A 20,604-nucleotide genomic window follows, 5' to 3' on the forward strand; every position below is an offset into this window, starting at 1 on the left:
AAATAGGGTATTTTTTCACGACTTTAACCTTGACAGAAGCGAGAAGAAATACCTAATTATTAACAGCCATGGGCGAGATTCATATCCGTGAATTAAAAACCATTGACGAGATGACCCCCTTAGTTGAACTCCAGAAAACTATCTGGGGATATACCGATCCTTATACAGCCCGACTCCTCCTGGTAGTATCCAAGACCGGAGGTCAGGTTTTAGGGGCTTATGTGGACGAAAAGCTGGTCGGATTTGCTTTCATGTTCTATGCCTATCGGAATGGAGAAAATTATCTTCATTCCCAGATGGTTGGGGTTCTACCTGAGTATCGAAATGCCAATGTGGGCTATGCTTTAAAACTGGCCCAGCGGGATTATGCGTTAAGGTTGGGCTTAAACCGCATTGAGTGGACTTTTGATCCCCTTCAAAGTAAGAATGCCTACTTTAATGTACATAAGCTGGGGGCAATTATTCGGAGATATGAACCTAACTATTACGGAAACCTTGGAGGTGTGTTCAACGATAACCTGGATTCGGATCGAGTTTATGCAGAGTGGTATATAAACTCTGATCGGGTAAAGATTCGCCTCAAGGGAGAAAACGAACTCCAGGTTCCTACAGATATACGGGTTATCGAGTCCAAAACGGTTAATCAAGTCGTTTTTAATTCCCAGGGTCTGGTACAAAACCAAAGTTATACGCTTCGTCCTCCAGATGTGAATTTCTTTGTAGAAATTCCGGAAGATTTTGAGCTTATTAAGCAAGATCTTGACCTTGCCCGAGAGTGGCGCAGGCAGCTACGGGAAATGTTAATGCACTTTCTGGGAGAAGGATATTCCATTGTAGAAGTCGTCAGCCTGCGGGTCGATAATAAAAGACGGAATTTCTATTACTTAACCCATGAAAATTGAACGGATTGATTTACTTCATGTTCAGTTAAAATTAAAGGAGCCTTTCGAGACCAGTTCCAGCCGGAAAGATCATCTGGATCATATCCTGGTAAAAATCTATTCGGGTGAGCTGATCGGTTATGGAGAATGTGCCTGTCCTACCGAGCCTTTTTATTGTTATGAAACCACCCAGACCTGTTTGCATATCCTAAAGGATTTTATTATCCCCCGGGTATTGGGTCAGGATATCGTTTCTGTGGAAGATCTTATCCATAGGTACTGGAATATCAAAGGCCATAATTTCGCCAAATCCGGTCTTGAAATGGCCTGGTGGGATCTGTTGGCCCGTTGGGAGAATAAACCCTTATATAAACTTTTGGGGGGCGTTCGAACCGCCATTGAATCCGGAGTAAGCCTGGGAATTGAAAAGTCTGTTGAGGATTTACTTCCCAAGATAGAACGTTTTCTTAAGGAAGGCTATCGGCGGATCAAGCTTAAAATCAAACCCGGCAAGGATTTGGCCGTTGTAGAGGCGGTCCGGCACCATTTCGGAGATATTCCACTTATGCTGGACGCCAATTCGGCTTATACCCTTCAGGATTTACCCCTCTTCAAAGAATTAGATAAGTATCACCTGATGATGATCGAACAACCTCTCGCCCACGATGATATTTATGATCATAGCAAATTACAAAGGGAGATTAAAACTCCTATTTGTTTAGACGAGAGTATTCATTCGGTGGAGGATGCCCGGAAAGCCATAGAACTGGGAAGTTGCCGGATTATCAATATCAAACCGGGCCGTGTCGGGGGACTTTATGAAGCCCGAAAAATTCATGATTTGTGCTACCGGCAGGGTATTCCGGTCTGGTGTGGAGGTATGCATGAGTACGGAATAGGTCGGGCCCACAACATCGCCCTCAGCACTCTTCCGAATTTTACCTTACCGGGAGATGTATCTGCCAGTTCTAAGTACTATCAGGAAGATATTGTAGCCCCTCCTATTGAGCTGGACAACGGTAAGATTAAGGTCATAGAAGCTCCTGGAATCGGTTATCGTCCCGTGGAACAGCAGATTAAAAAATATACGGTAGCTTCCTATTGCTTTGAAGCGTAGTAAAAAAATTTAAGGTAGGTGTTTAAAAATGATCACCCGTTTAATCATTTTTATCCTTGTTCTTTGGATAATCCATAAGATCATAAAACAGGCTCGTACGCTCTTTTTTCAAATAAAAAAGAGGGAAGCCAATGAACTGATCCTGGGCGGGGAGATGGTTCAAGATCCAAGCTGCCGGGTGTATATTCCTAAAAATACCGCCATCCAACAAAAAATCGGGCAGCATCGGTATTATTTTTGTAGCCAGGAATGTGCCAGAAAATTTTATGAATCTCTCAAAGCCTGATAGATGAGAAGGATGGATAAAAAGCTTAATCTTTATAAGCAGGAGATCATCCGAATAGGGCAAAGGCTTTATCAAAAAGGGTTGATTGTTGCTACCGAAGGGAATATCAGCATTAAAGTCGATGAAAATACCCTCTTAGCGACCTCTCAAGGTATTCATAAGGGATCTATGACACCGGGTCAAATTGTGAAAACGGATTTAAAAGGTGTGAAGCTGGAAGGAAAGGGAGAACCCTCTTCGGAATTAAAGATGCATTTAGCTGTTTACCATACCCGCCCCGATGTAAAGGCAGTCATTCATGCTCATCCTCCTGTGGGTACAGGGTTTGCCGTTGCAGGCCTTGCCTTAGATCGATTTATCTTGCCGGAAGTTGTGGTTACCCTGGGTACAGTTCCTTTGCTCAAGTATGCCACCCCGACTACCGAGGAATTGGCAGAATTGGTTTCGGATTCTATTGCTCAACATGATGCACTTTTGTTGGCTAATCATGGGGCTCTGACGGTAGGTAAGGATTTAATAACGGCTTATTACAAGATGGAAACCTTAGAGCAATTTGCAAGAATAAGCCTGGTGGCCAGACTCCTGGGTAGAGAAAACGTTCTTCCTCCTGAAGCGGTTGAAAAATTGATGGAACTACGTGCGCAATATCTGAGAAAATCTTCCCCATGAACAAGCAGATGGATCTTGACTAAAAATTTATTCGTGATATATGGAAAGATCGAACCTACGGAAGCAGAGTTTGTGGAGTTTGTTTGGAAACTTTTTAACCATCGGATAAAATACCGCACAAAGAGGTGGAAATGAATCAAAAGACCTTAAAAAAATCGGTTGAGTGCTCCGGAATCGGCCTTCATTCCGGTCGGCCTGTTACGATGCGTATCCACCCGGCTCCTATAGATAGTGGAATTGTATTTAGACGAACGGATCTTCCCGACCGAAAAGCAGTGAGCGCCCTCCATACCAATCTGATTAGCGCGCAGTATGCAACTTCCTTGGGAAATGGAGAGGTCGTTATCAAAACCGTTGAACACCTTTTATCTTGTTTGATGGGATTAGAAATCGATAATGCCCTCATTGAATTGGATTCCGAAGAAGTACCCGTTTTTGATGGAAGTGCTAATTATTACGTTCAATTGCTGCAAAGTGCAGGTATCCGAATTCAAGAGGCCAGACGAAAGTTTATTAAAGTATATCGTCCCATTGAACTTTATGATAAGGATAGGGCTATTTCTATTAAGCCCTATCCCCGGTTACGTATCACCTATACCATAGACTTTCCCCACCCCCTTTTAAAAAATCAAACCAAGACCATCGACATTTCCTCCGAAAGTTTTATTACCGAGATAGCCCCGGCCCGGACTTTTTGTCTTTATGAAGAAATAGAGAATTTACGCCAACAGGGGTTGGCAAAAGGAGGTTCTTTAGAAAATGCCATTGTAATTGGCCGGGATGGGGTTTATAATGGGAGTCTTAGATTTGAGGATGAATGTGTTCGACATAAAATCTTAGATCTCCTGGGAGATTTAGCTTTATTGGGAACCCGGATTCTGGGACATATTACCGTTTACAAGGGGGGTCACTTACTGCATTCCAAACTGGTTCGAGAAATTCTTCTTCAACAAAACTCCTGGTATTATACCTCTGGTAATGGAAAAGGAAGCCTGGATGAAAGGAAGATCGTCTAAAAGTAGTACTTTGTGAAGTTTCTGCCCTCACCCCCCCCCCAGCCCCCATACGCGTCAGGATAAGGAGTGAGATCCATGAGGAGGGCCCCCTTAATGTCAAATGAGACGTTGTATGGGCGCAAGGCCTTGCGCCCCTACCTTAGTTTGCAGGGAAAGGAACTTTGAAGCGAAATTCCCTCCCCTGGGAAACGGGGGAGGGAAAGGGTGGGGGCACCTTAACCTGGCGCCTAGGCCCCCGGCCCCTTTCCCACAAAGGGAGGGGAGTGGAAAAGTGAAAGCGGCATTATGAGGTCAAGATGAGGTAAACAGTGTATTAAAACTCTGCGTCAGGTTGAAGAAATAAGATATTTCTCTTGCTGACGTTCCAGGGAATTCTCTTCTTCCTGATCAAAAAACAGATATCGTCGCCACTCTTTCTTCTCTTCTCCGAGCCGTCTTATAATCTGCAAATAAGTAACCACACTGGGAAGTCTCGGTTTTCTTAAAAGTTTCATGCCAGCTTCTTCAGGAGTATCGTCTCCTTTTCGATTATTGCATGACCGACAGGCAGTTACTACATTATCCCATCCATCCCATCCACCTCGAGAAAGGGGGATTACATGATCCAGGGTAAGATCCATAATTTTGAATTTTTGATAACAATACTGGCAAATATAATTATCCCGGATCAATACATTTTTTCGCGAAAACTTAACCCGATGATAGGGAATCTTTACGTACCGTAAAAGCCTGATTACAGCCGGTACAGGGATAGATATGGTAGGAGAGCGTAAAACCATATCGGTCTCTTCCTCGACAATGGCTACTCCCTTAAATATCAGGGTAATCGCTCTCTTTAAATTACAAACGTGAATCACTTCATAACTCGCGTTCAGTACCAAGACGGCATAATTCACAGACAAGGCATCACCCCTTTGAATAATCTGAAAAGTAAGTAAATAAACTTATTACGTAATCTTTCCTATAAGCTACCATGGATAAGGGGGTTATGTCAATAAAATTTTAACGGCTAGTCTCCGTATCAATTTAGTAAGTGGAAAAAGAAGCACCCCCCTGGCCCCCCCTCCAGGGGGAACTGACAGGGGGGTGCTGCTGCTGAAGTTCCCCCTGGAGGGGGGTTAGGGAGATGTTCAGATAGAAAAAGTGACACCTACTAAAGGGTTACCGTTACTAACGGTTATTGGTTTATCTCTTGTGCCAAGGATAATTTTTTACCCCTGTTTCGCCCCCGGGCTTGAGCCCGGGAACGAGAAACTCAAAGGGAATGAAAATCCAAACAGTACCTGTTCCCGTAGGGAATACCCTGGGAGGGGAGGGTAAATCTTCAATCTTTGTGGGCTAAGAAGGTCTCCAGAATCATAAGCCCCAGCAGGGCGGATAACAGAAATGGCCAGACTTGATTTCGTGAGTTATCGACAAGGTTTTCACCTTTCAGAAAGGAGGATTTGGGAATAAGTTTAATTGGAACCGAATCGAGTCGTTTGGAGATCTCTTCCTGCGATATAGGACTCAGGTCTGACTCCGAGGGGTCTAGATTTACAGAGAAGAGAAAAGAATCTTTTTTGTTCGATTGGCCCGGTAATATCACCCGATAAATTCCTGGGATATAGGTGGATTTATAGGCCAGGAGAGGTTGGGCTTCATCCATCTGGAGATCAACAGATTGGGCTCTTCCTTCCGCATCTTCAACCATGACCTGGGAGGGAGGATTTGCCAGGTCCAGCTTAACCTCCTTAACCTGTCCGACTCTTAAAGGTTCTTCTCTTCTTACCTCCTCCAGACCAGTACTCAGATAGTATATAGCCTGATGAAGAAGGGGTAAAAAGGCTGGCTTGCTGGGAAGGTTGGTCCAATCCCGATCTAGGGTCGAGGCAAAAAACAGAACACTCCCTTTTTCCAATTTGTGCTCGGCTATGAAAGGATCTCCTGAAGTAAAGGACGCAATCACCTGGGAGCTAGGTTGTAGGGTTGTCAAATCCCCTTTCACATACTTTCTAAATTCGGCAGATCCTAAACTGCCGCGCCTTTCCTCTTCAAAAACCTTAAAAATAGGATGATGTAAATTGGTTGTATTTACCTTAACCGGTGTCGATCCTGTATCTACCACGCTCTGTAACTTATAGGGAAGCAGATTAAACTTTAATAAAAACAGCCGGTTGTAAACGTCTGGTTTGACTTTTTCTCCTGAGGAAATGATCAGATGCCCCCCCTGGCGAATATAACGAAGGGTTTCTTGAAGCTTATTCTCAGAAAGTGTGCCGACATTACAAAACATGAGAACATCAATATCTTTTAGCTCATAGTTCTCAAATTCCGTCGTGGCTACGATAATCGGCGAAATAATAAACTGCTCAAAGGCTACCTTCGGGTTCAAAGCATATCTCAAGTAGAAGGTTTCATCCTTATAGAAAACACTGTTCGGATCTCCGTTGACGACCAGGACTCTAATCTTTTCACGGACGTGGGTGGAGAAATAAAATTTATTGTCTACCATGAGGTTATCATCGCTGATTTCGACGAAGCCTTTGTACCACCCCGGCTTGGAGAATTGATAGCGAAACTCGCCTTCCACTTCTTCCATGGGTTTGATATCGAGGAACTTCTGGGCAACTTTTTTCCCTTCAATGTACAACCGGGCGGTCAAACTCTTAACCGGGTTAGAAGAAAAGTTCTTTACCTTAACTTTCAAGGAAACCGGTAGATCCACTCCGATAAAATTTTGATTGAGTTGTACATCCTGAATGGCCACATTATCCCGTTCTTCATTTTCGGCCAGGTTAATTACATAGACTCGGACCTGAGGATTAAAAAACTTAATATTGGCCACATTTACAGATTCCCATCCGTTTCGGGCTAAATCGGTGATGATATAAAGGTTCTTATCCAAAAAGTTTGAATCCTTCAGAAAGGTGTACGCTTTATCCAGGGCACCGGAAAAATCCGCAGCCAAATAGGAGGGTTCTGCTTTATCAATTTCTCCTAGAAGTTTCTGGTGGTCAAAGAGAAGAGGAATCGAGGTGGTTACTTTTTCGTTATCACTAAAAACTAAGCCGAGGCTATCCTGTCCCCGGGATTTTTTAACGATCCGGCGTGCAATCTCTTTGGCCTGTTCAAATCGAGTGCTTTCAGGTTCTTGATATCGGGTGCTGTAGGAGTTATCTAACAAAATAACTGCGCTGTTAGGTCGCTGGGTATCCTGACCGATAGAAGCATTTAAAAGAGGACGGGAAAAGGTGAGTACCAGCAAGATTACCATAAGGGTGCGTAATATCAACAGCAAAATTTCCCGGAGTTTCAACCTCCGGGCAACCTCCCGGTTGGAAAGCAATACAAATTCCACAGCTGGAAACCGCATGGGTTTCGCTTTTCGCCGGTGGATCATATGAATAATAATGGGTACAGAGGCTAAAGTCAGCCCGAATAAATAAAAAGGGTTTAGAAATGAGAACATAACAAAGTACCGGTGACTTTGTGCTAAGTGGCCAGTACTCAGTACTTAGCACAAAGTCACCGGTACTATTTATTTCTGCGTAGCAGATAGGTTGCAAGGGTTACATCCAGAGGTGTAGAAGTATTAAACAGGGCATAGTCAATTCGATTCTTTCGGCAGTTATCCCTAAGCTCATCGATAAAGGCGCGGATACGGGATAAATACTCATTTCGAATCACCTTACTGTCTGCCATGACTTTCAGATCTGACTCCATATCTTCAAACAAGATGAAATCGCTGAAAGGAAATTCCAGTTCTGCCGTATCCAGGATATGCAATACAACCACCTCGTGCTTTCTGTACCTGAAGTGCTTTAAGCTATCCAGAACCTGTTTGGGATCATCAAACAAATCCGAGATGACAATGATAAGCCCGCGTCGTTTAATATTCTTTGCTAAATCCGTTAAGGCCTTACTGATATTTGTCTTCTTTGAGGGCTTTAGATTCTCCAGTTTGTCATGGATTACCTTGATGTGGGAAAGGGTCGAGCGAGGGGGAACAAAATCGGCAATATCTTCATTAAAGGTCATAAACCCCACAGCATCTCCCTGTTTAACCATTAAATAAGCCAGAGAAGCTGCCACATAGCTCCCGTACTCTAACTTTGTCATTTTACCGTCTGAGCTATACCCCATGGAATTACTGCTATCCAATAGCAGATAACATCTTAAATTGGATTCTTCTTCAAACTGTTTAACATAATATTTATCCGACTTACCATAGAGTTTCCAATCGATATGCCGAATCTCGTCTCCTTCTACATATTCTCGATGTTCAGAGAACTCCACACTAAATCCATGGTAAGGACTTTTATGAAGTCCTGCGATAGTCCCCTCTACAATATACCTGGCTTTGAGGGAAATACTGGATAACTTGGCAATGACCGTGGGATCCAGGAAAGTTCGATGGGATGATACAACCACTTCTTTGTTTAATCCAGAGTCCAAAGTTTAAAGCCTTCCCATGGAAAACTCTGAACTTTGGACTTCCTGGTACTTAGGCTTTTAAGAAATAGTCTCCGGTGTTTCCTCTATGAGTTTTTGGATAATATCCAGGGAAGAGACCCCTTCCGCTTCTGCTTTAAAATTGGTTACGATCCGATGGCGTAAGACTGAAGGGGCAATAGCCCGGATATCTTCGGTAGATACGGCGTAACGCCCTCGTAGAATGGCCCGGGCTTTTCCACCCAGGATGAGATATTGGGAAGCGCGTGGACCGGCACCCCAGTCTACCCAGTTTTTGATAAAATCGAAAGCCGTGGGTTCGGTAGGCCGTGAGTTTCTGACCAGCCGAACGGCATAGGAAATTACATAATCCGAGCAAGGTACTCGACGAACCATCCGTTGAAGAGCCAAGATTTCCGCGGCATTGAGGACCACCTCTACCTGGGGATCCAGATCTGACGTGGTCCGCTTTACAATTTGCATTTCCTCTTCCATCTGGGGGTAGTTGACGTAGATATTCAACATAAACCGATCCAGCTCAGCCTCGGGAAGCGGATAAGTTCCTTCCTGTTCAATAGGGTTCTGGGTTGCCAGAACGAAAAAGGGAAGGCTAAGTGGATAGGTTGTGCCACCTGCCGAGACTTTGTATTCTTGCATGGCCTGAAGCAAAGCCGCCTGGGTTTTAGGTGGCGTCCGATTGATCTCATCGGCCAGAAGAATATTACAAAAAATCGGGCCTTTGATAAACTTGAAAGTTCGCTGTTTGGTGACCGGATCTTCCTCCAGAATGTCCGTTCCGGTAATATCAGAAGGCATCAAATCTGGAGTAAATTGAACCCGTTTAAACTCTAAATCCAAGACCCTGGCCAGGGTATTAACCAGTAAAGTCTTGGCCAGCCCGGGAACCCCCACAAAAAGACAGTGCCCTTGAGAAAAAAGGGCTATCAACAACTCGTCTAAAACTTTCTCCTGCCCAACAATCACCTTACTGACCTCGGTCAGGATTTTCTCCCGACTTCGGGCGATATGCTCTACAATTTCCAGATCACTTTTATCGACAAAGGCTTCTGCCAAAGCTAACTCCCCTCGTTGGTAAAAGGCTATCCCACAAGTCGTAGGCATATCCTACCACTCGTGAAACGTAACCTCCTTAAGCTTGAGAAAAATAAAAATCTTTATCTTTTCTTATGTTCCTTAAAAAGGGTTGCTTTGTCAAGGGAATTATGGGAAGGTCTGTTGTGAAAGGTGAGAGGATGAGTGAATCCGGCCAAAGTCTTCCTTGACATAAAGCTGGATCCAGACGAAATTTAGGAAAAGAACTCCTGAATCCTAGGTTTACCTGGGGGACAGTCGCGTAGATTTAAAACTTCACCAAAAGCGAGGATTGGAAATGGAAGATTCTCCACTTCCAATTTTCGGTTTCTAAGCCATTGTTTTTAAACCTTCCACAGCTCGAGAATTAGCCCTGGCCATTTTATACCAGGTTGAGGTAAAAAAAGCCTATGCAGATCTTGCCCTGGATGCAGAATTGAAGCGGAGTTCCCTGAGTCCAGAGGATAAGGCCTTAGTTACGGAACTCGTGTATGGTGTATTAAGGTGGCAGAAAACCCTGGATTGGCAATTGGAGCAGGTATGTACAAAGCCCTTAAAAAAAACAACACCCTGGATTCGAAATATTTTAAGGCTTGGAGCTTATCAGCTTTTATTTCTGACCAGGGTCCCCGGCTTTGCTGCCCTTAACGAATCGGTGAAACTGGCGAAAAAGGTGGGATACCCGGGATCCCACAACCTTGTCAATGCAATTCTTCGGGCCTTAGACAGAAACCGGAAGCGGCTGACCTTCCCGGAGTTGGAAAAAGACCCGGTGAAACACATCGCGGTAAAATACTCCCATCCAGAATGGCTGGTGAAGCGATGGGTTAATCGGTATGGTAGGGATAGAACCATTCGGTGGTGCCAGGCCAACAACCAGCCTCCAGACCTGGCTATTCGTATGAATCCTTTGAAAACGGACCCGGTGACCTTGCGGGAAGAGCTGGAGAAAGAAGTCAAGACAGTCATTCCGCTTCCCTTTGATCTACCTGGATTTATCTTAAAGGACCATCCACCCATTGCAACCCTCTCGGCCTATGTCCAGGGGTGGTTTACCGTACAGGATCCGGGTTCCATGCTGATTACTCGAATCCTCGATCCCCAACCCCATGAAACAATTCTGGATGCCTGTGCCGGCTTGGGCACCAAAACGACCCAGATGGCAGAACAGATGAAAAATACCGGAACGATCCTGGCGGTAGATCTCAATGCCAGTAAAATCAAATTACTTGAGGAAAACTGCCGGAGACTCGGGATTACTTCGGTCACTTCCCGAATCGGAGATATCACCCAACTCAAAGATTTAAGTAAACGGTCCTTCCATCGTATTTTGGTGGATGCTCCCTGCTCAGGATGCGGAGTCTTTCGACGCCATCCCGAATCCAAGTGGCGGGTGACAGAAGAACAAATCCGGCGCTTACAGGGTCTTCAACTGACCTTACTAAATGCCGTAGCTCCCCTTTTAGCGCCACAAGGAATCCTGGCTTACAGTACCTGTACCACAGAACCTGAAGAAAATGAAGAGGTTGTTGAAAAATTTCTCCAGACCCATTCAGAGTTCCAAACAGAGCCGGTAGAAGAATATCTTCCCGGGACCTTAGGTCCTCTGGTTACAGAAGAAGCTTATCTCAAAACCTATTTGTACCCGGAGATATTCAACGGATTTTTTTGTGCCCGACTTTGTAAAAGATAGTGTGGAGGTGTGGGAGTGCTGTCCGTGGAAATTTTCCTGGCCTACCTGCTGGACCTTATCCTGGGTGACCCTCGCTGGCTCCCACATCCAGTTCGAGGCATAGGTTATGCCATTACCCAAACTGAGCGATTTCTGCGACGCCTTAAAATAGCGGAGCGGCTGGCTGGAGTTATCCTGACCGTCTTTATCGTAGGCGGTATTTTCCTTATTTCAACAGGATTAGTAAATCTGGCCCATTTTCTTCATCCAACCCTGGGTACTGGTCTTTCCATCGTCTTGATTTTTACCACCCTATCCGTTAAAAGCCTATATCAAGAAAGTATGAAGGTTTATTGGGCCCTTCAAAAAGGTGATCTCTTAAAAGCCAGAAAAGATCTGGCTATGATTGTAGGTCGGGATACCGAAAACTTAGATTTTGTTGAAATTGTTCGGGCGGGAGTTGAAACCGTTGCCGAAAATACCGTCGATGGCGTTATCTCTCCTCTGTTTTTTGCCTTTCTGGGAGGAGCTCCCCTCGCTCTGACCTATAAGGCAATTAATACCCTGGACTCGATGGTAGGGTATCGAAATGAAAAATACCTCCGGTTCGGATGGGCTTCGGCCCGGCTGGATGATATAGCTAATTTCATACCGGCTCGAATTGCGGGAATACTGATGCCTTTGGCCGCTTTTCTTTGCGGGGAAAGGGGATTTGAAGCTTTAAAAATCGTTTTGCGGGATGGACAAAAACATCCAAGCCCGAACAGTGGAATTTCAGAGGCAGCCGTTGCCGGAGCCTTAGGGGTTCAACTTGGTGGATTAAACTTTTATCAAGGAAAACCCTCTCTTAAACCGACCTTGGGAGATTCAACCCGATCTTTAACCCTTGAAGATATCTATCGTGCCAATCGAATCATGCTGGTAACTTCTGGGTTGACTTTAACCCTTGGACTTTTGTGTCGGTGGTAATTAATTCACAACGACCTGTTTCTGATCCAGCAGCTTTTTCCCCTTTTCATCATAAATTTCCAGTAAGAAGGTTCCCGGTATGGAAGGAGTTCTCACGGTAAAGGAAAGCCCGGGATCTGCAGAACTCAGGAGGAATTTCTGGGGTAAATGGACCTCCTGGGAATATTCAGCCAGGGAAGGAGTATACCGAATCCACCTGATTTTAGCACGGGAATTAAACTCCGGATACGGGGAAAGACGAAGATCTCCAGCCGGAATAGATACATCCAACCGGGCCTGTACCTCACTTAGATGCGGAACCTGGTCGGGAAAAATAAGTTTAACCGGATCGGCCGTTGTCTCAAGATTGAAAGGCTCGTTCCTGGGGTTAATGACTTCGAAAACATACGTGTCCGAAGAAGGAAATTGCTTAACAGGTTGAAGGAAACCGGAGAAAGCCTTAAGTTGAAGGGGCACATCAGAGAGATGTTTCTCGGTAATGAACCGCCGGTTGTGAAGGATTACGTAGCGTACCCCCAAAGCTCGAATCTTTTCAAGGGAGTTTTCTGAAGGAAACGTTTCCATCTGCTGAAAAAACCAGGTGGTGAAGGGAGGTATAAAGCTTGAATAACCTCCAACACTTTTCTTTCCATGGGTTGTGATGGCATAGTAGGCAGTGAGAATATCAACAGGGGTCCGAGGTAACTCTAAAATAGTAAAATCTCCGGGTTGATTCTTAAGCCAGGTATAAACCTCGGGAGTTTGGTTTAAAGTATTGGCCGGAACAATCCACATGGCATCGGTACAATGCTCCAGGAATAAAAAGGATGCCAGAAATATACCCACAATTCCGCGAATATATTTTGAAGAAATTAAGTTCAACACTTTGACCAGCCCAAATCCGGCTAATACGCCGAGGAAGAAAGTGACCATGATATTGAATCGACTTACTACCCGGACCCCTTTAAACCCGGGTATTAGACCAGTGAGAAGAAGGTAAGGTCCATAAGGAATCTCCTTTTCGTGAAAACTCAGGGTGGGGCCAAAGCTGAACAAAAAAGCCAGGATCAAACAGATCAGAAAGAGACGGGGAAGGAAGGGAAAATGAGAGAGAAGGGGAGGAAGAGAAGGAACTTCCCCCCCTGGATCCTTCTCGAGTTCTATACCCTTTTTTGTCCCTCTGTTGGTTTCATAAAGAGTATACAACCCCCAACCGATTCCGAAAATTAATAAAGGGAAGATCATAACTTCATGACCAAGGGCAAAGAGTAAGAAAAGCCCGATCAGAATAAGGATACCCAGACTTTGAAGGAGGAGTTTTCTCCGGGAAATAGACCCCTTAGAAGATCCAAGAAACCCCAGGAATAGCGCGGTTATTCCGGGAAAAAGCCAGAAAGGAGACGTCGTTCCAACTCCGGGTGGATAAAGTACCTTTCCGTATAAGGGGTTGTGAGGTAGAACCCGGGCATAATCCCGAATATTGGCGGAAAAATAATGCGTCTCCCCTAAACTTCTCTGGAATCCCATCTGATTTTTGACCACGAGATAAGGATAGAAGAAAAAGCCGAATAAGGGTAGAACGATGATGAGAAACAAAGCGATTTGGATCCAAAACCCCGGAGTTTGAAATAATTTTTGTCTGATTCCAAAGATCAGCAGGAAAATCCCCACAAAAACTGTAAGAAATAAACCGTAGTATGCACTGGATAAAACCTGAAGCAGATAAAAAAAAGTAAAAAGGAGCCAGTTTTTATAAGTTCGGTCTTCAAAAAATTTAAGAAGATACAGGAAAGTAAAAGGAATCCACTGGGCCGTCATGTAAGGTAATTGGGCAAAGTTGCTCAGCATGTAGGTAGAATAGGCCAGTTCGATCCCGCCTAAAATTCCCGCAAGTCGGCTTCCGGTTAAGTATCGGATTAAAAGGAAATTTCCAAAAGCACAGAGGGTCAGAGAGAGAAGGATCAGGATATTATAAGCCAGTATTAAATTTCCTGTGGTATATATCACCGGGGTAACCAGGAGAGAGGGAATGAAAAAATGTTCGGAATATGCCAGGGTCAGACGATGGGGGTAAAAATAAGGAGGGTTCCAGTAATCTTTAAATCCATGGGAAAGACTCTGATAGTTCCACCCTATTACAGAAAGAATATGGACCGGATCTCCCAAATCCACCCCGGGGAGATGGGTCTTAAGACGGAATATCAAAGGAAAGGTCGCCCGGAAGGTTAAGAGTAAAAACAAGAACAGAACCAGTAAATTGATAAACATGGAAGCCTGGGAAAAGGGGAGCCGGCAAATCTCCGGATCAACTTCCCAACTCCCCCCTCCCCTTGTGGGAGAGGGGCCGGGGGTGAGGGCCACCTAAAAGTCAAGCAAAACTAAGTAAACCGTGTATGAATGAGATAATAAAAATTCCCCTGACAAAGTATATTAAAAATAGCATACTTAAAATTAAAATACGTTGTCAAGTTCTGTTTTTGGGGGGTAACTGTAACAAAGTAGGTGGAAAAAGGAACACCCCCCAATCCCCCCTCGAGGGGGGATTGCTTATCTTTACCCACATTTTTCGATTTGGGAGGATGGGCTCAAAACGGTTAGTAGGTCAACCATCCCGGTTGACCCACCTTGCAAAAAGAGGAATCTTTCCCTCACGAAGGAGATTCAATGCATTTCGCTACTCAACCAGCAAGATAGCTAAACCAGTTATTAATCCCCTGAAATGAAAAAATGTGGGTAATGGTTAGGGAGGGGGGACTAGGGGGTGTTCAGACAGAAAAAGTGACACCTACTAAATTGTTACAGTTACTTCTGGGGAGATGGTTCTCATTGATTTAGGCTTTTAAGGGGAATCTAGATGACTTATGGGAAAAAATCTAGTCAAGAAAACAGACGAAACTATCGATCCAACCAGAGACCAGAAAATTGGTTTCAAAGCGGCTTTATTGACCCTTTTCCTTTGTCTGCTGTGGGGTGGCAATGGGGTAGCAACAAAAATCAGTCTTCAAGGAATCCCACCCCTGGCTTTGGCAGGATTTCGTTTCGGTTTGGGATTTATATGTATTGCCTTATGGGCTTTATGGACCCATACCCCCTTACGGGTTCGATCTGGGGAACTCTATCCCCTGACCCTTGTTGGTCTTCTTTTTATCTTACAAATCAGCTTTTTAAATCTGGGTCTTGAGAGAACTCTGGTTATTTACTCGACCACTATTTTTAGTATTTATCCTTTGATGATAGCTTTGCTGGCGCACTGTTTTATTCCCGGAGATCAACTGGTTATTCGAAATTTCCTGGGGTTTGTCATCGCTTTTTTGGGGATTATAGTTCTGTTCGTAGGAAAATTCCATCCGGAGAGCAGGAATTTATGGCTCGGAAATCTTTTTACCTTATTCAGCTCACTCTGTTTGAGTATCCTGTTTGTTTATACGAAAAAGATTATGCGAGGGATTAATCCTGTAAAGCTCCTTTTTTGGCAGATGGTCTATGGGGTTCCCGGTTTTTTCCTGTTAAGTTTCTTCCTGGAAAAGAGGTTAGATCCTTCTCTACTGACCTCCAAAGTCATTGGAGCGCTCTTATATCAGGGGGTCATAGTGGCAGGATTCTGTTTTATAGGTCGAAATCTTTTATTAAAACGTTATCCGGCCAGCAAACTCTCTGCTTTTTTCTTTACCAACCCTCTTTTTGGAATTATTTTAAGTGTTTTAATTTTGCATGAACCCATCACCCGGCAGCTTCTGGTGGGAGGTAGTTTAATAGCCTGTGGGATTTATCTGGCAAACTCCAGGTAAAGGGAGAATAAAATTAAGATCCAGCGTAGAATCAAAGATATGCAGGGAAAATTTAGAAAAATCCTATTTATGGGAACCCCTGAATTTGCGGTTCCCAGTTTAGAACGACTTATCGAGCAGGGCTTCAAGCCTATAGCCGTGGTAACGCAACCTGATCGGCCTAGAGGCCGTGGTCAGAAGGTGCTTCCTTCTCCTGTAAAAGTAAAGGCTGAGGCCCATAGGATTAAGGTTTTACAGCCGGAAAAAATCCGGTCCCCGGAGGTACAGCAGGTTCTGGCAGAATTAGCCCCGGATCTTATTGTAGTTGTAGCTTATGGACAAATCTTGCCGGAATCAATTTTGAAAATTCCGCCTTATGGCTGTATCAACGTTCATGCCTCTTTACTGCCCAGGTATCGCGGAGCTGCTCCGATCCAATGGGCTATCATAAATGGGGAGACGGAGACCGGGGTTACGACCATGCTCATGGATAAAGGGATGGATACAGGACCTATTCTTTTACAAGAACGTGTTCCTATTGAACCGGAAGATACGGCCGGAAGCTTGCAGGATAAACTGGCCCTTCGAGGTGCCGATTTGCTCCTTCGAACTCTCCGGGCTCTGGAAGAGGGCACCCTTCATCCTCAACCCCAGGATCCCTCCCAGGCTACCTATGCTCCTTTATTGAAGAAGGAGGATGGATTATTGGACTGGAGGGATTCTGCCCAGCGGATCCATTGTAAAGTTCGAGGGTTAAATCCATGGCCCGGAGCCTATACCTATTTTAATGGAAAAATCTTGAAAATTTGGAAGACCCTTCTGGTTCCCCATTATGTAGATGAAACAGCTTCTCCGCCGGGGACTATTCTGGAAATCCGAAAGGGAGAAGGACCCTTGATAAAAACCGGTGAGGGGTGTATTATACTAACAGAATTACAGCCTGAGAATCGTCGTATCATGACCGGCGAGGAGTTTTGTCGGGGATATCGGATTACTCCAGGAATTATATTGGGAGGTAAGATATGAGTAATGTATTTAAAACCGCTTTACTGATGGCGGGGTTGGCGATCTTGTTGATGTTTATCGGTGGCCTTGTAGGGGGAAGGCAGGGAGTTATCGTAGCCTTTATCTTTTCCCTGGCAATGAATTTCTTCTCCTATTGGTTCAGCGATAAGATAGTTCTGAGTCTTTATGGGGCGCGGGAAGTAGGCCCACAGGAAGCTCCAGAACTTTATGATATTGTCCGTAACCTTGCAATCAAAGCAGGCCTTCCCATGCCTCGAGTTTATATTATTCCATCAGATACACCCAATGCCTTTGCTACCGGGCGAAATCCTGACCATGCCGTTGTTGCGGCCACAGAAGGAATTTTAAGGATCCTGAATCGACAAGAGTTAGAAGGTGTTTTGGGTCATGAATTGGCCCATGTGAAGAATCGAGATATCCTTACCAGCACCATTGCGGCTACCATGGCCTCGGCTATTTTCTTCTTGGCCGACATGGCTCGATGGGGTTTTATGTTCGGTGGATTTTCCCGGGATGATGAGGACCGGGGGGCCGGAGGTGCCATAGCTTCTCTTTTAATGATTATCCTGGCTCCCATCGCCGCCATGCTTATTCAAATGGCCATCTCCCGCTCACGGGAATATGGAGCCGATGAAGATGGAGCCATGATCAGCGGTCGACCTTTAGCCCTTGCCAGTGCGCTCAGGAATATTGAAACGGCTGTGTATCGGCGTCCTATGCTTGAAGCGTCTCCAACAACGGCCCATTTATTCATTATTAACCCTCTCAAAAGTTTGAAGGGGGACGGGCTTTTCTCTCTCTTCAGTACCCATCCGCCAACTGAAAAGCGTATTGAAAGGTTAGAACAGATAGCCCGACAGATGGGGCAAATAGGCTAAGAGAGTAATCAATAAAGAGGATGGAGCGGTGGATTACCGCTTATTTGTACGGCTACTTCACATGACCATGTCCCAGTCAGTAGAGCGTGTCAAAGCCTATTTTAAGGATCGTGGAATTCCAATAGAAGTTGTTGAATTTAAGGAAGAAACACGTACGGCTCAAATGGCAGCCGATGCCATTGGTACTGAGGTTAAAAATATTGTAAAGTCCCTCATCTTTGAAGCCGATGGACAACCCATCCTGGTCCTCTGTTCCGGAGATAAGAAGGTAGATACTGCCAAACTAGCCCGTTTGCAAGGAGTAAAGAAAATCAATAAGGCCGATGCCGATTTTGTTTTGGAAAAAACCGGGTTCGTAATCGGAGGTGTTCCCCCGGTAGCCCATAAAGAAAAATTAACGGTTTACATAGACCAGAATTTGATGTCCTGTGATCGTCTCTATGCAGCCGCTGGAACTCCCAGGACCCTCTTTGCCATAGATCCTCAGTTACTCCGGCAGGTAACCGGAGGTCTTGTCTGCAATGTGACCGTTTAGTGCACACGAAATGCCTTGTAAATCCAAAAAAATTTGTTTCCCGTCGACCTTCTTAGTTCTCTTCACCATTTTTTTTAGCCTCTCCAGGTTGCCGGATAATTCTGCTCAAGAAGAAATACTTTTCAGTGATGATTTCGAGAAAGGAAATGCAGCCGAATGGCAAATCATTAGTGGAACCTGGGAAGTTAAAGACGGTCGTTTTCATCAGACTTCCACCGAAGGAAACTGGCTGGATGCCATTGTAGGAAAGGAGAGTTGGCTAGATTATCAGTTCGAAGCCAAAGGACGGGCTTTAAAAAAAGGAAATATCGGTATTATTTTTCGGTGTAATGCTGACCGGAGCAAGTTTTATTATTTTGGCTTTGCCGGTGCCGGAAAACAGTTGGCCATTATCCGGTATGAAAACGGAGACTGGACCCGACAGGTGGAGGTCAGCCAGGAGATAGAGGTAAACCGAGACTACCTGTTTAAAGTGATCCTTACAGGAAATCAGGTGAGGGCCTTTCTCGATGGGGAAGAGATTTTTAATTATTTTGATATAAATTACCGGGCCGGGAAGGTAGGCCTCCACACCCGGGCCATTCCGGCGTCCTTCGATGAGGTTAAAGTCTTCAGGATTTCTACCTCCCTTATTCAATCAGGTATGGATGCCTACGAAGTAACCAATGCGGAATTTAAAAGATTTATAGAAGCCGGCGGTTATGAAAATCCAGATTACTGGTCTCCGATAGGCTGGAGGAGTATTCAAGAAAATCCCAGAAAATATCCGGCCCTTTGGGAACAGGGTGATTATAACCGACCGGAGGATCCTGTGGTCGGAGTAACCTGGTATGAAAGTGAGGCCTATTGCCAATGGGCGGGTAAGCGCCTGCCTACCGACAAGGAATGGTTTTCTGCCTGCGAACAGGGAGAGATTCAGAAAAGTAGGAATATCTGGGAATGGACCGCCACCCGGGAACTGGGTATGGGAATTCTTCGAGGCTTTGACGACCAGGCCCCACAACGGGCAGATTCCCACTTTACTTTACAGTGTGGAGCCAGAACCTACGGGATCGCTTCAGATGCCTCCTGGGGATTCCGATGTATCCGTAAATAGAAAGCATGAAATATAAAATCTGTGGAGAAGGTAAATACTTAAAGAAAAACACGCATCAACAAGCTCATCAGACCCGGCTTCACCTGCTGATGCGTTTTGCCGGAGCAGGAATACCCGGATAAAATTATCAGACAGGTCCCCGGCTTCCCGTAAAAAGTTGGATAAGTCCAACGATAATCGCCAACAAAAGCAGAATATGAACAAAAGCGCCGGCTACCTTAAAAACCAATCCCAGTATCCAAAAAATAAGCAATATAAGGGCAATCGTCCAAAGCATAAGAAACCTCCTTTCAATAATTTGATTTAAAAGTGCCTGCTCCCCTCATTCCCCTGTTAAAACATCGCCTAAACTGTAGGAGTAGCCCTTTGCGGCTGCCCTGTTAAAGGCGATCACCCCGAGGTCGCCTTGCAGTTATGCGACATTTCTATTCAAATGGGGTATGAGGCTTCTGATTTGATAAATAAGCAAACTTTAAGCCACTATAGGAAAAAACATAAAGAGATAGGAAATATCTCGATAATTCCCTAAAGGGTAAATTTTTAAGTTTGGTAAAAAGGGTCAAAATTTACCTCTTTCAAGGGTTTATTTCACAGGAGAGAGGAAAATTGCAATACCTTTATTTAACGACCCGGGGGCGGCGGACCGGCCTGCCCAGGGAAATTGAGATCTGGTTTACCGAGTTAAATGGGCGCTATTATATTATTGCCGAACGTAGAGAGAATGCCCAATGGGTGAAAAATATTCGGCAAGATGCCCGGGTAGTATTTCGGGTGGGAGAGCAGACTTACAAGGGTCATGCCCGCATAGTGGAAGCCGACCAGGAACCAAACCTCTGTGCCCGGGTCCGAAGGCTCTCAGAGGCAAAATATGGATGGGGAGATGGGCTTATCGTGGAGTTGACTCCGGAATCGGAGTAAAACATCTCCCTTCTAGGGAGCGCAGAGGTCTCGCCTGCCCAAGGCTACCCTATTTCAGATAGGGGAATAAACTGGCCAGAGAGGAGAAGAGGATCTTCTAGGTTCTAGATTGTTGAGCCGGCAGTATTATAGTAAAAGTACTTCCTTTTCCCGGTACACTGCGAGCCGTAATCTCCCCCTTGTGCCGCTTGACAATCTTCTGACAAATCGCCAACCCCATCCCCGTCCCCTCAAACTCATGACGACCCTGTAAACGTTGAAACGGCTTG

20 protein-coding genes are annotated in these 20,604 nt (G+C 45.0%); 13 read left to right on the top strand and 7 right to left on the bottom strand.

Annotation, left to right across the window (positions count from 1 at the left end):
- The first annotated feature begins 68 nt into the window (after window positions 1-68).
- From VNM22_22960 to lpxC, 5 genes are all read left to right on the top strand, one after another.
- Window positions 69-902: a GNAT family N-acetyltransferase gene (locus VNM22_22960; GenBank protein HWP50033.1), complete on the top strand. Its 834-nt coding sequence runs from the start codon at window positions 69-71 to the stop codon at window positions 900-902.
- Window positions 892-1,998: an o-succinylbenzoate synthase gene (gene menC / locus VNM22_22965; protein ID HWP50034.1), complete on the top strand. Its 1,107-nt coding sequence runs from the start codon at window positions 892-894 to the stop codon at window positions 1,996-1,998. The genes VNM22_22960 and menC overlap by 11 nt, the downstream gene beginning before the upstream one ends.
- A 28-nt stretch (window positions 1,999-2,026) precedes the next feature.
- Window positions 2,027-2,284 (top strand): hypothetical protein, encoded by a 258-nt coding sequence (locus VNM22_22970; GenBank protein ID HWP50035.1) that lies wholly within the window; start codon window positions 2,027-2,029, stop codon window positions 2,282-2,284.
- 12 nt (window positions 2,285-2,296) lie between these two features.
- Window positions 2,297-2,953, top strand: a complete 657-nt coding sequence (locus VNM22_22975) for a class II aldolase/adducin family protein (protein ID HWP50036.1) — start codon at window positions 2,297-2,299, stop codon at window positions 2,951-2,953.
- Between the two features lie 131 nt (window positions 2,954-3,084).
- On the top strand, window positions 3,085-3,969 hold the full coding sequence (gene lpxC / locus VNM22_22980; GenBank protein ID HWP50037.1) for a UDP-3-O-acyl-N-acetylglucosamine deacetylase: 885 nt from the start codon (window positions 3,085-3,087) through the stop codon (window positions 3,967-3,969).
- A 326-nt stretch (window positions 3,970-4,295) separates the two neighbouring features.
- On the opposite strand, the gene VNM22_22985 is transcribed toward lpxC, so the two are convergent.
- The 4 genes from VNM22_22985 to VNM22_23000 form a co-directional block, all read right to left on the bottom strand.
- A complete protein-coding gene (locus VNM22_22985) occupies window positions 4,296-4,865 on the bottom strand; it encodes an HNH endonuclease (GenBank protein ID HWP50038.1) in 570 nt (189 codons plus the stop codon).
- A 428-nt stretch (window positions 4,866-5,293) separates the two neighbouring features.
- Window positions 5,294-7,420 (bottom strand): BatA domain-containing protein, encoded by a 2,127-nt coding sequence (locus VNM22_22990; GenBank protein HWP50039.1) that lies wholly within the window; start codon window positions 7,418-7,420, stop codon window positions 5,294-5,296.
- Between the two features lie 65 nt (window positions 7,421-7,485).
- Window positions 7,486-8,406, bottom strand: coding sequence for a DUF58 domain-containing protein (locus VNM22_22995; protein ID HWP50040.1), 921 nt, complete (start codon window positions 8,404-8,406; stop codon window positions 7,486-7,488).
- A 57-nt stretch (window positions 8,407-8,463) separates the two neighbouring features.
- Complete coding sequence (locus VNM22_23000; GenBank protein HWP50041.1) at window positions 8,464-9,525, bottom strand: MoxR family ATPase; 1,062 nt, start codon at window positions 9,523-9,525, stop codon at window positions 8,464-8,466.
- A 307-nt stretch (window positions 9,526-9,832) separates the two neighbouring features.
- On the opposite strand from VNM22_23000, the gene rsmB reads away from it, so the two are divergent.
- Together rsmB and cbiB are read left to right on the top strand one after the other, a co-directional pair.
- A complete protein-coding gene (gene rsmB / locus VNM22_23005) occupies window positions 9,833-11,188 on the top strand; it encodes a 16S rRNA (cytosine(967)-C(5))-methyltransferase RsmB (GenBank protein ID HWP50042.1) in 1,356 nt (451 codons plus the stop codon).
- Between the two features lie 9 nt (window positions 11,189-11,197).
- Window positions 11,198-12,136, top strand: coding sequence for an adenosylcobinamide-phosphate synthase CbiB (gene cbiB, locus VNM22_23010; protein HWP50043.1), 939 nt, complete (start codon window positions 11,198-11,200; stop codon window positions 12,134-12,136).
- On the opposite strand, the gene VNM22_23015 is transcribed toward cbiB, so the two are convergent.
- A complete protein-coding gene (locus VNM22_23015) occupies window positions 12,137-14,383 on the bottom strand; it encodes a hypothetical protein (protein ID HWP50044.1) in 2,247 nt (748 codons plus the stop codon).
- Between the two features lie 593 nt (window positions 14,384-14,976).
- Here VNM22_23015 and VNM22_23020 point away from each other — a divergent pair.
- The 5 genes from VNM22_23020 (at window position 14,977) to VNM22_23040 (ending at window position 19,417) form a co-directional block, all read left to right on the top strand.
- The gene (locus VNM22_23020) at window positions 14,977-15,903 is read left to right on the top strand and encodes a DMT family transporter (protein ID HWP50045.1); all 927 of its coding nucleotides are present in this window, start codon (window positions 14,977-14,979) and stop codon (window positions 15,901-15,903) included.
- Between the two features lie 69 nt (window positions 15,904-15,972).
- Window positions 15,973-16,908, top strand: coding sequence for a methionyl-tRNA formyltransferase (gene fmt / locus VNM22_23025; protein HWP50046.1), 936 nt, complete (start codon window positions 15,973-15,975; stop codon window positions 16,906-16,908).
- Window positions 16,905-17,786, top strand: coding sequence for a zinc metalloprotease HtpX (htpX, locus tag VNM22_23030; protein HWP50047.1), 882 nt, complete (start codon window positions 16,905-16,907; stop codon window positions 17,784-17,786). Before fmt ends, htpX begins: the two co-directional genes overlap by 4 nt.
- Window positions 17,787-17,814: 28 nt before the next feature.
- The gene (locus VNM22_23035; protein HWP50048.1) at window positions 17,815-18,321 is read left to right on the top strand and encodes a YbaK/EbsC family protein; all 507 of its coding nucleotides are present in this window, start codon (window positions 17,815-17,817) and stop codon (window positions 18,319-18,321) included.
- A gap of 10 nt (window positions 18,322-18,331) precedes the next feature.
- Window positions 18,332-19,417 carry an SUMF1/EgtB/PvdO family nonheme iron enzyme gene (locus tag VNM22_23040; protein HWP50049.1) on the top strand — a complete coding sequence of 362 codons (1,086 nt, stop codon included), beginning with the start codon at window positions 18,332-18,334 and terminating at the stop codon, window positions 19,415-19,417.
- Window positions 19,418-19,544: 127 nt separating this feature from the next.
- Here the strand turns inward: VNM22_23040 and VNM22_23045 are convergent, their stop codons facing one another.
- Window positions 19,545-19,694, bottom strand: a complete 150-nt coding sequence (locus tag VNM22_23045) for a lmo0937 family membrane protein (protein HWP50050.1) — start codon at window positions 19,692-19,694, stop codon at window positions 19,545-19,547.
- A 329-nt stretch (window positions 19,695-20,023) separates the two neighbouring features.
- Here VNM22_23045 and VNM22_23050 point away from each other — a divergent pair, with 329 nt between their 5' ends.
- Window positions 20,024-20,335 (top strand): nitroreductase/quinone reductase family protein, encoded by a 312-nt coding sequence (locus tag VNM22_23050; protein HWP50051.1) that lies wholly within the window; start codon window positions 20,024-20,026, stop codon window positions 20,333-20,335.
- Between the two features lie 97 nt (window positions 20,336-20,432).
- Here the strand turns inward: VNM22_23050 and VNM22_23055 are convergent.
- Window positions 20,433-20,604: ATP-binding protein (locus VNM22_23055; GenBank protein ID HWP50052.1), on the bottom strand; the 172-nt coding region annotated here is incomplete at its 5' end.

The sequence above is a fragment of the Candidatus Limnocylindrales bacterium genome, assembly GCA_035559535.1.
Classification (GTDB): domain Bacteria; phylum Moduliflexota; class Moduliflexia; order Moduliflexales; family JAUQPW01; genus JAUQPW01.

What these genes read in the sequence shown, in the direction of transcription:
- VNM22_22975 (HWP50036.1), top strand. Translation starts at nt 2,297, where the DNA reads ATGGATAAAAAGCTTAATCTTTATAAGCAGGAGATCATCCGAATAGGG.
- htpX (HWP50047.1), top strand. Translation starts at nt 16,905, where the DNA reads ATGAGTAATGTATTTAAAACCGCTTTACTGATGGCGGGGTTGGCGATC.
- VNM22_22970 (HWP50035.1), top strand. Translation starts at nt 2,027, where the DNA reads ATGATCACCCGTTTAATCATTTTTATCCTTGTTCTTTGGATAATCCAT.
- VNM22_22990 (HWP50039.1), bottom strand. Translation starts at nt 7,420, where the DNA reads ATGTTCTCATTTCTAAACCCTTTTTATTTATTCGGGCTGACTTTAGCC.
- VNM22_23020 (HWP50045.1), top strand. Translation starts at nt 14,977, where the DNA reads ATGGGAAAAAATCTAGTCAAGAAAACAGACGAAACTATCGATCCAACC.
- VNM22_23015 (HWP50044.1), bottom strand. Translation starts at nt 14,383, where the DNA reads ATGTTTATCAATTTACTGGTTCTGTTCTTGTTTTTACTCTTAACCTTC.
- menC (HWP50034.1), top strand. Translation starts at nt 892, where the DNA reads ATGAAAATTGAACGGATTGATTTACTTCATGTTCAGTTAAAATTAAAG.
- VNM22_23045 (HWP50050.1), bottom strand. Translation starts at nt 19,694, where the DNA reads ATGCTTTGGACGATTGCCCTTATATTGCTTATTTTTTGGATACTGGGA.
- VNM22_23040 (HWP50049.1), top strand. Translation starts at nt 18,332, where the DNA reads ATGCCTTGTAAATCCAAAAAAATTTGTTTCCCGTCGACCTTCTTAGTT.
- VNM22_22960 (HWP50033.1), top strand. Translation starts at nt 69, where the DNA reads ATGGGCGAGATTCATATCCGTGAATTAAAAACCATTGACGAGATGACC.
- fmt (HWP50046.1), top strand. Translation starts at nt 15,973, where the DNA reads ATGGGAACCCCTGAATTTGCGGTTCCCAGTTTAGAACGACTTATCGAG.
- VNM22_23000 (HWP50041.1), bottom strand. Translation starts at nt 9,525, where the DNA reads ATGCCTACGACTTGTGGGATAGCCTTTTACCAACGAGGGGAGTTAGCT.
- lpxC (HWP50037.1), top strand. Translation starts at nt 3,085, where the DNA reads ATGAATCAAAAGACCTTAAAAAAATCGGTTGAGTGCTCCGGAATCGGC.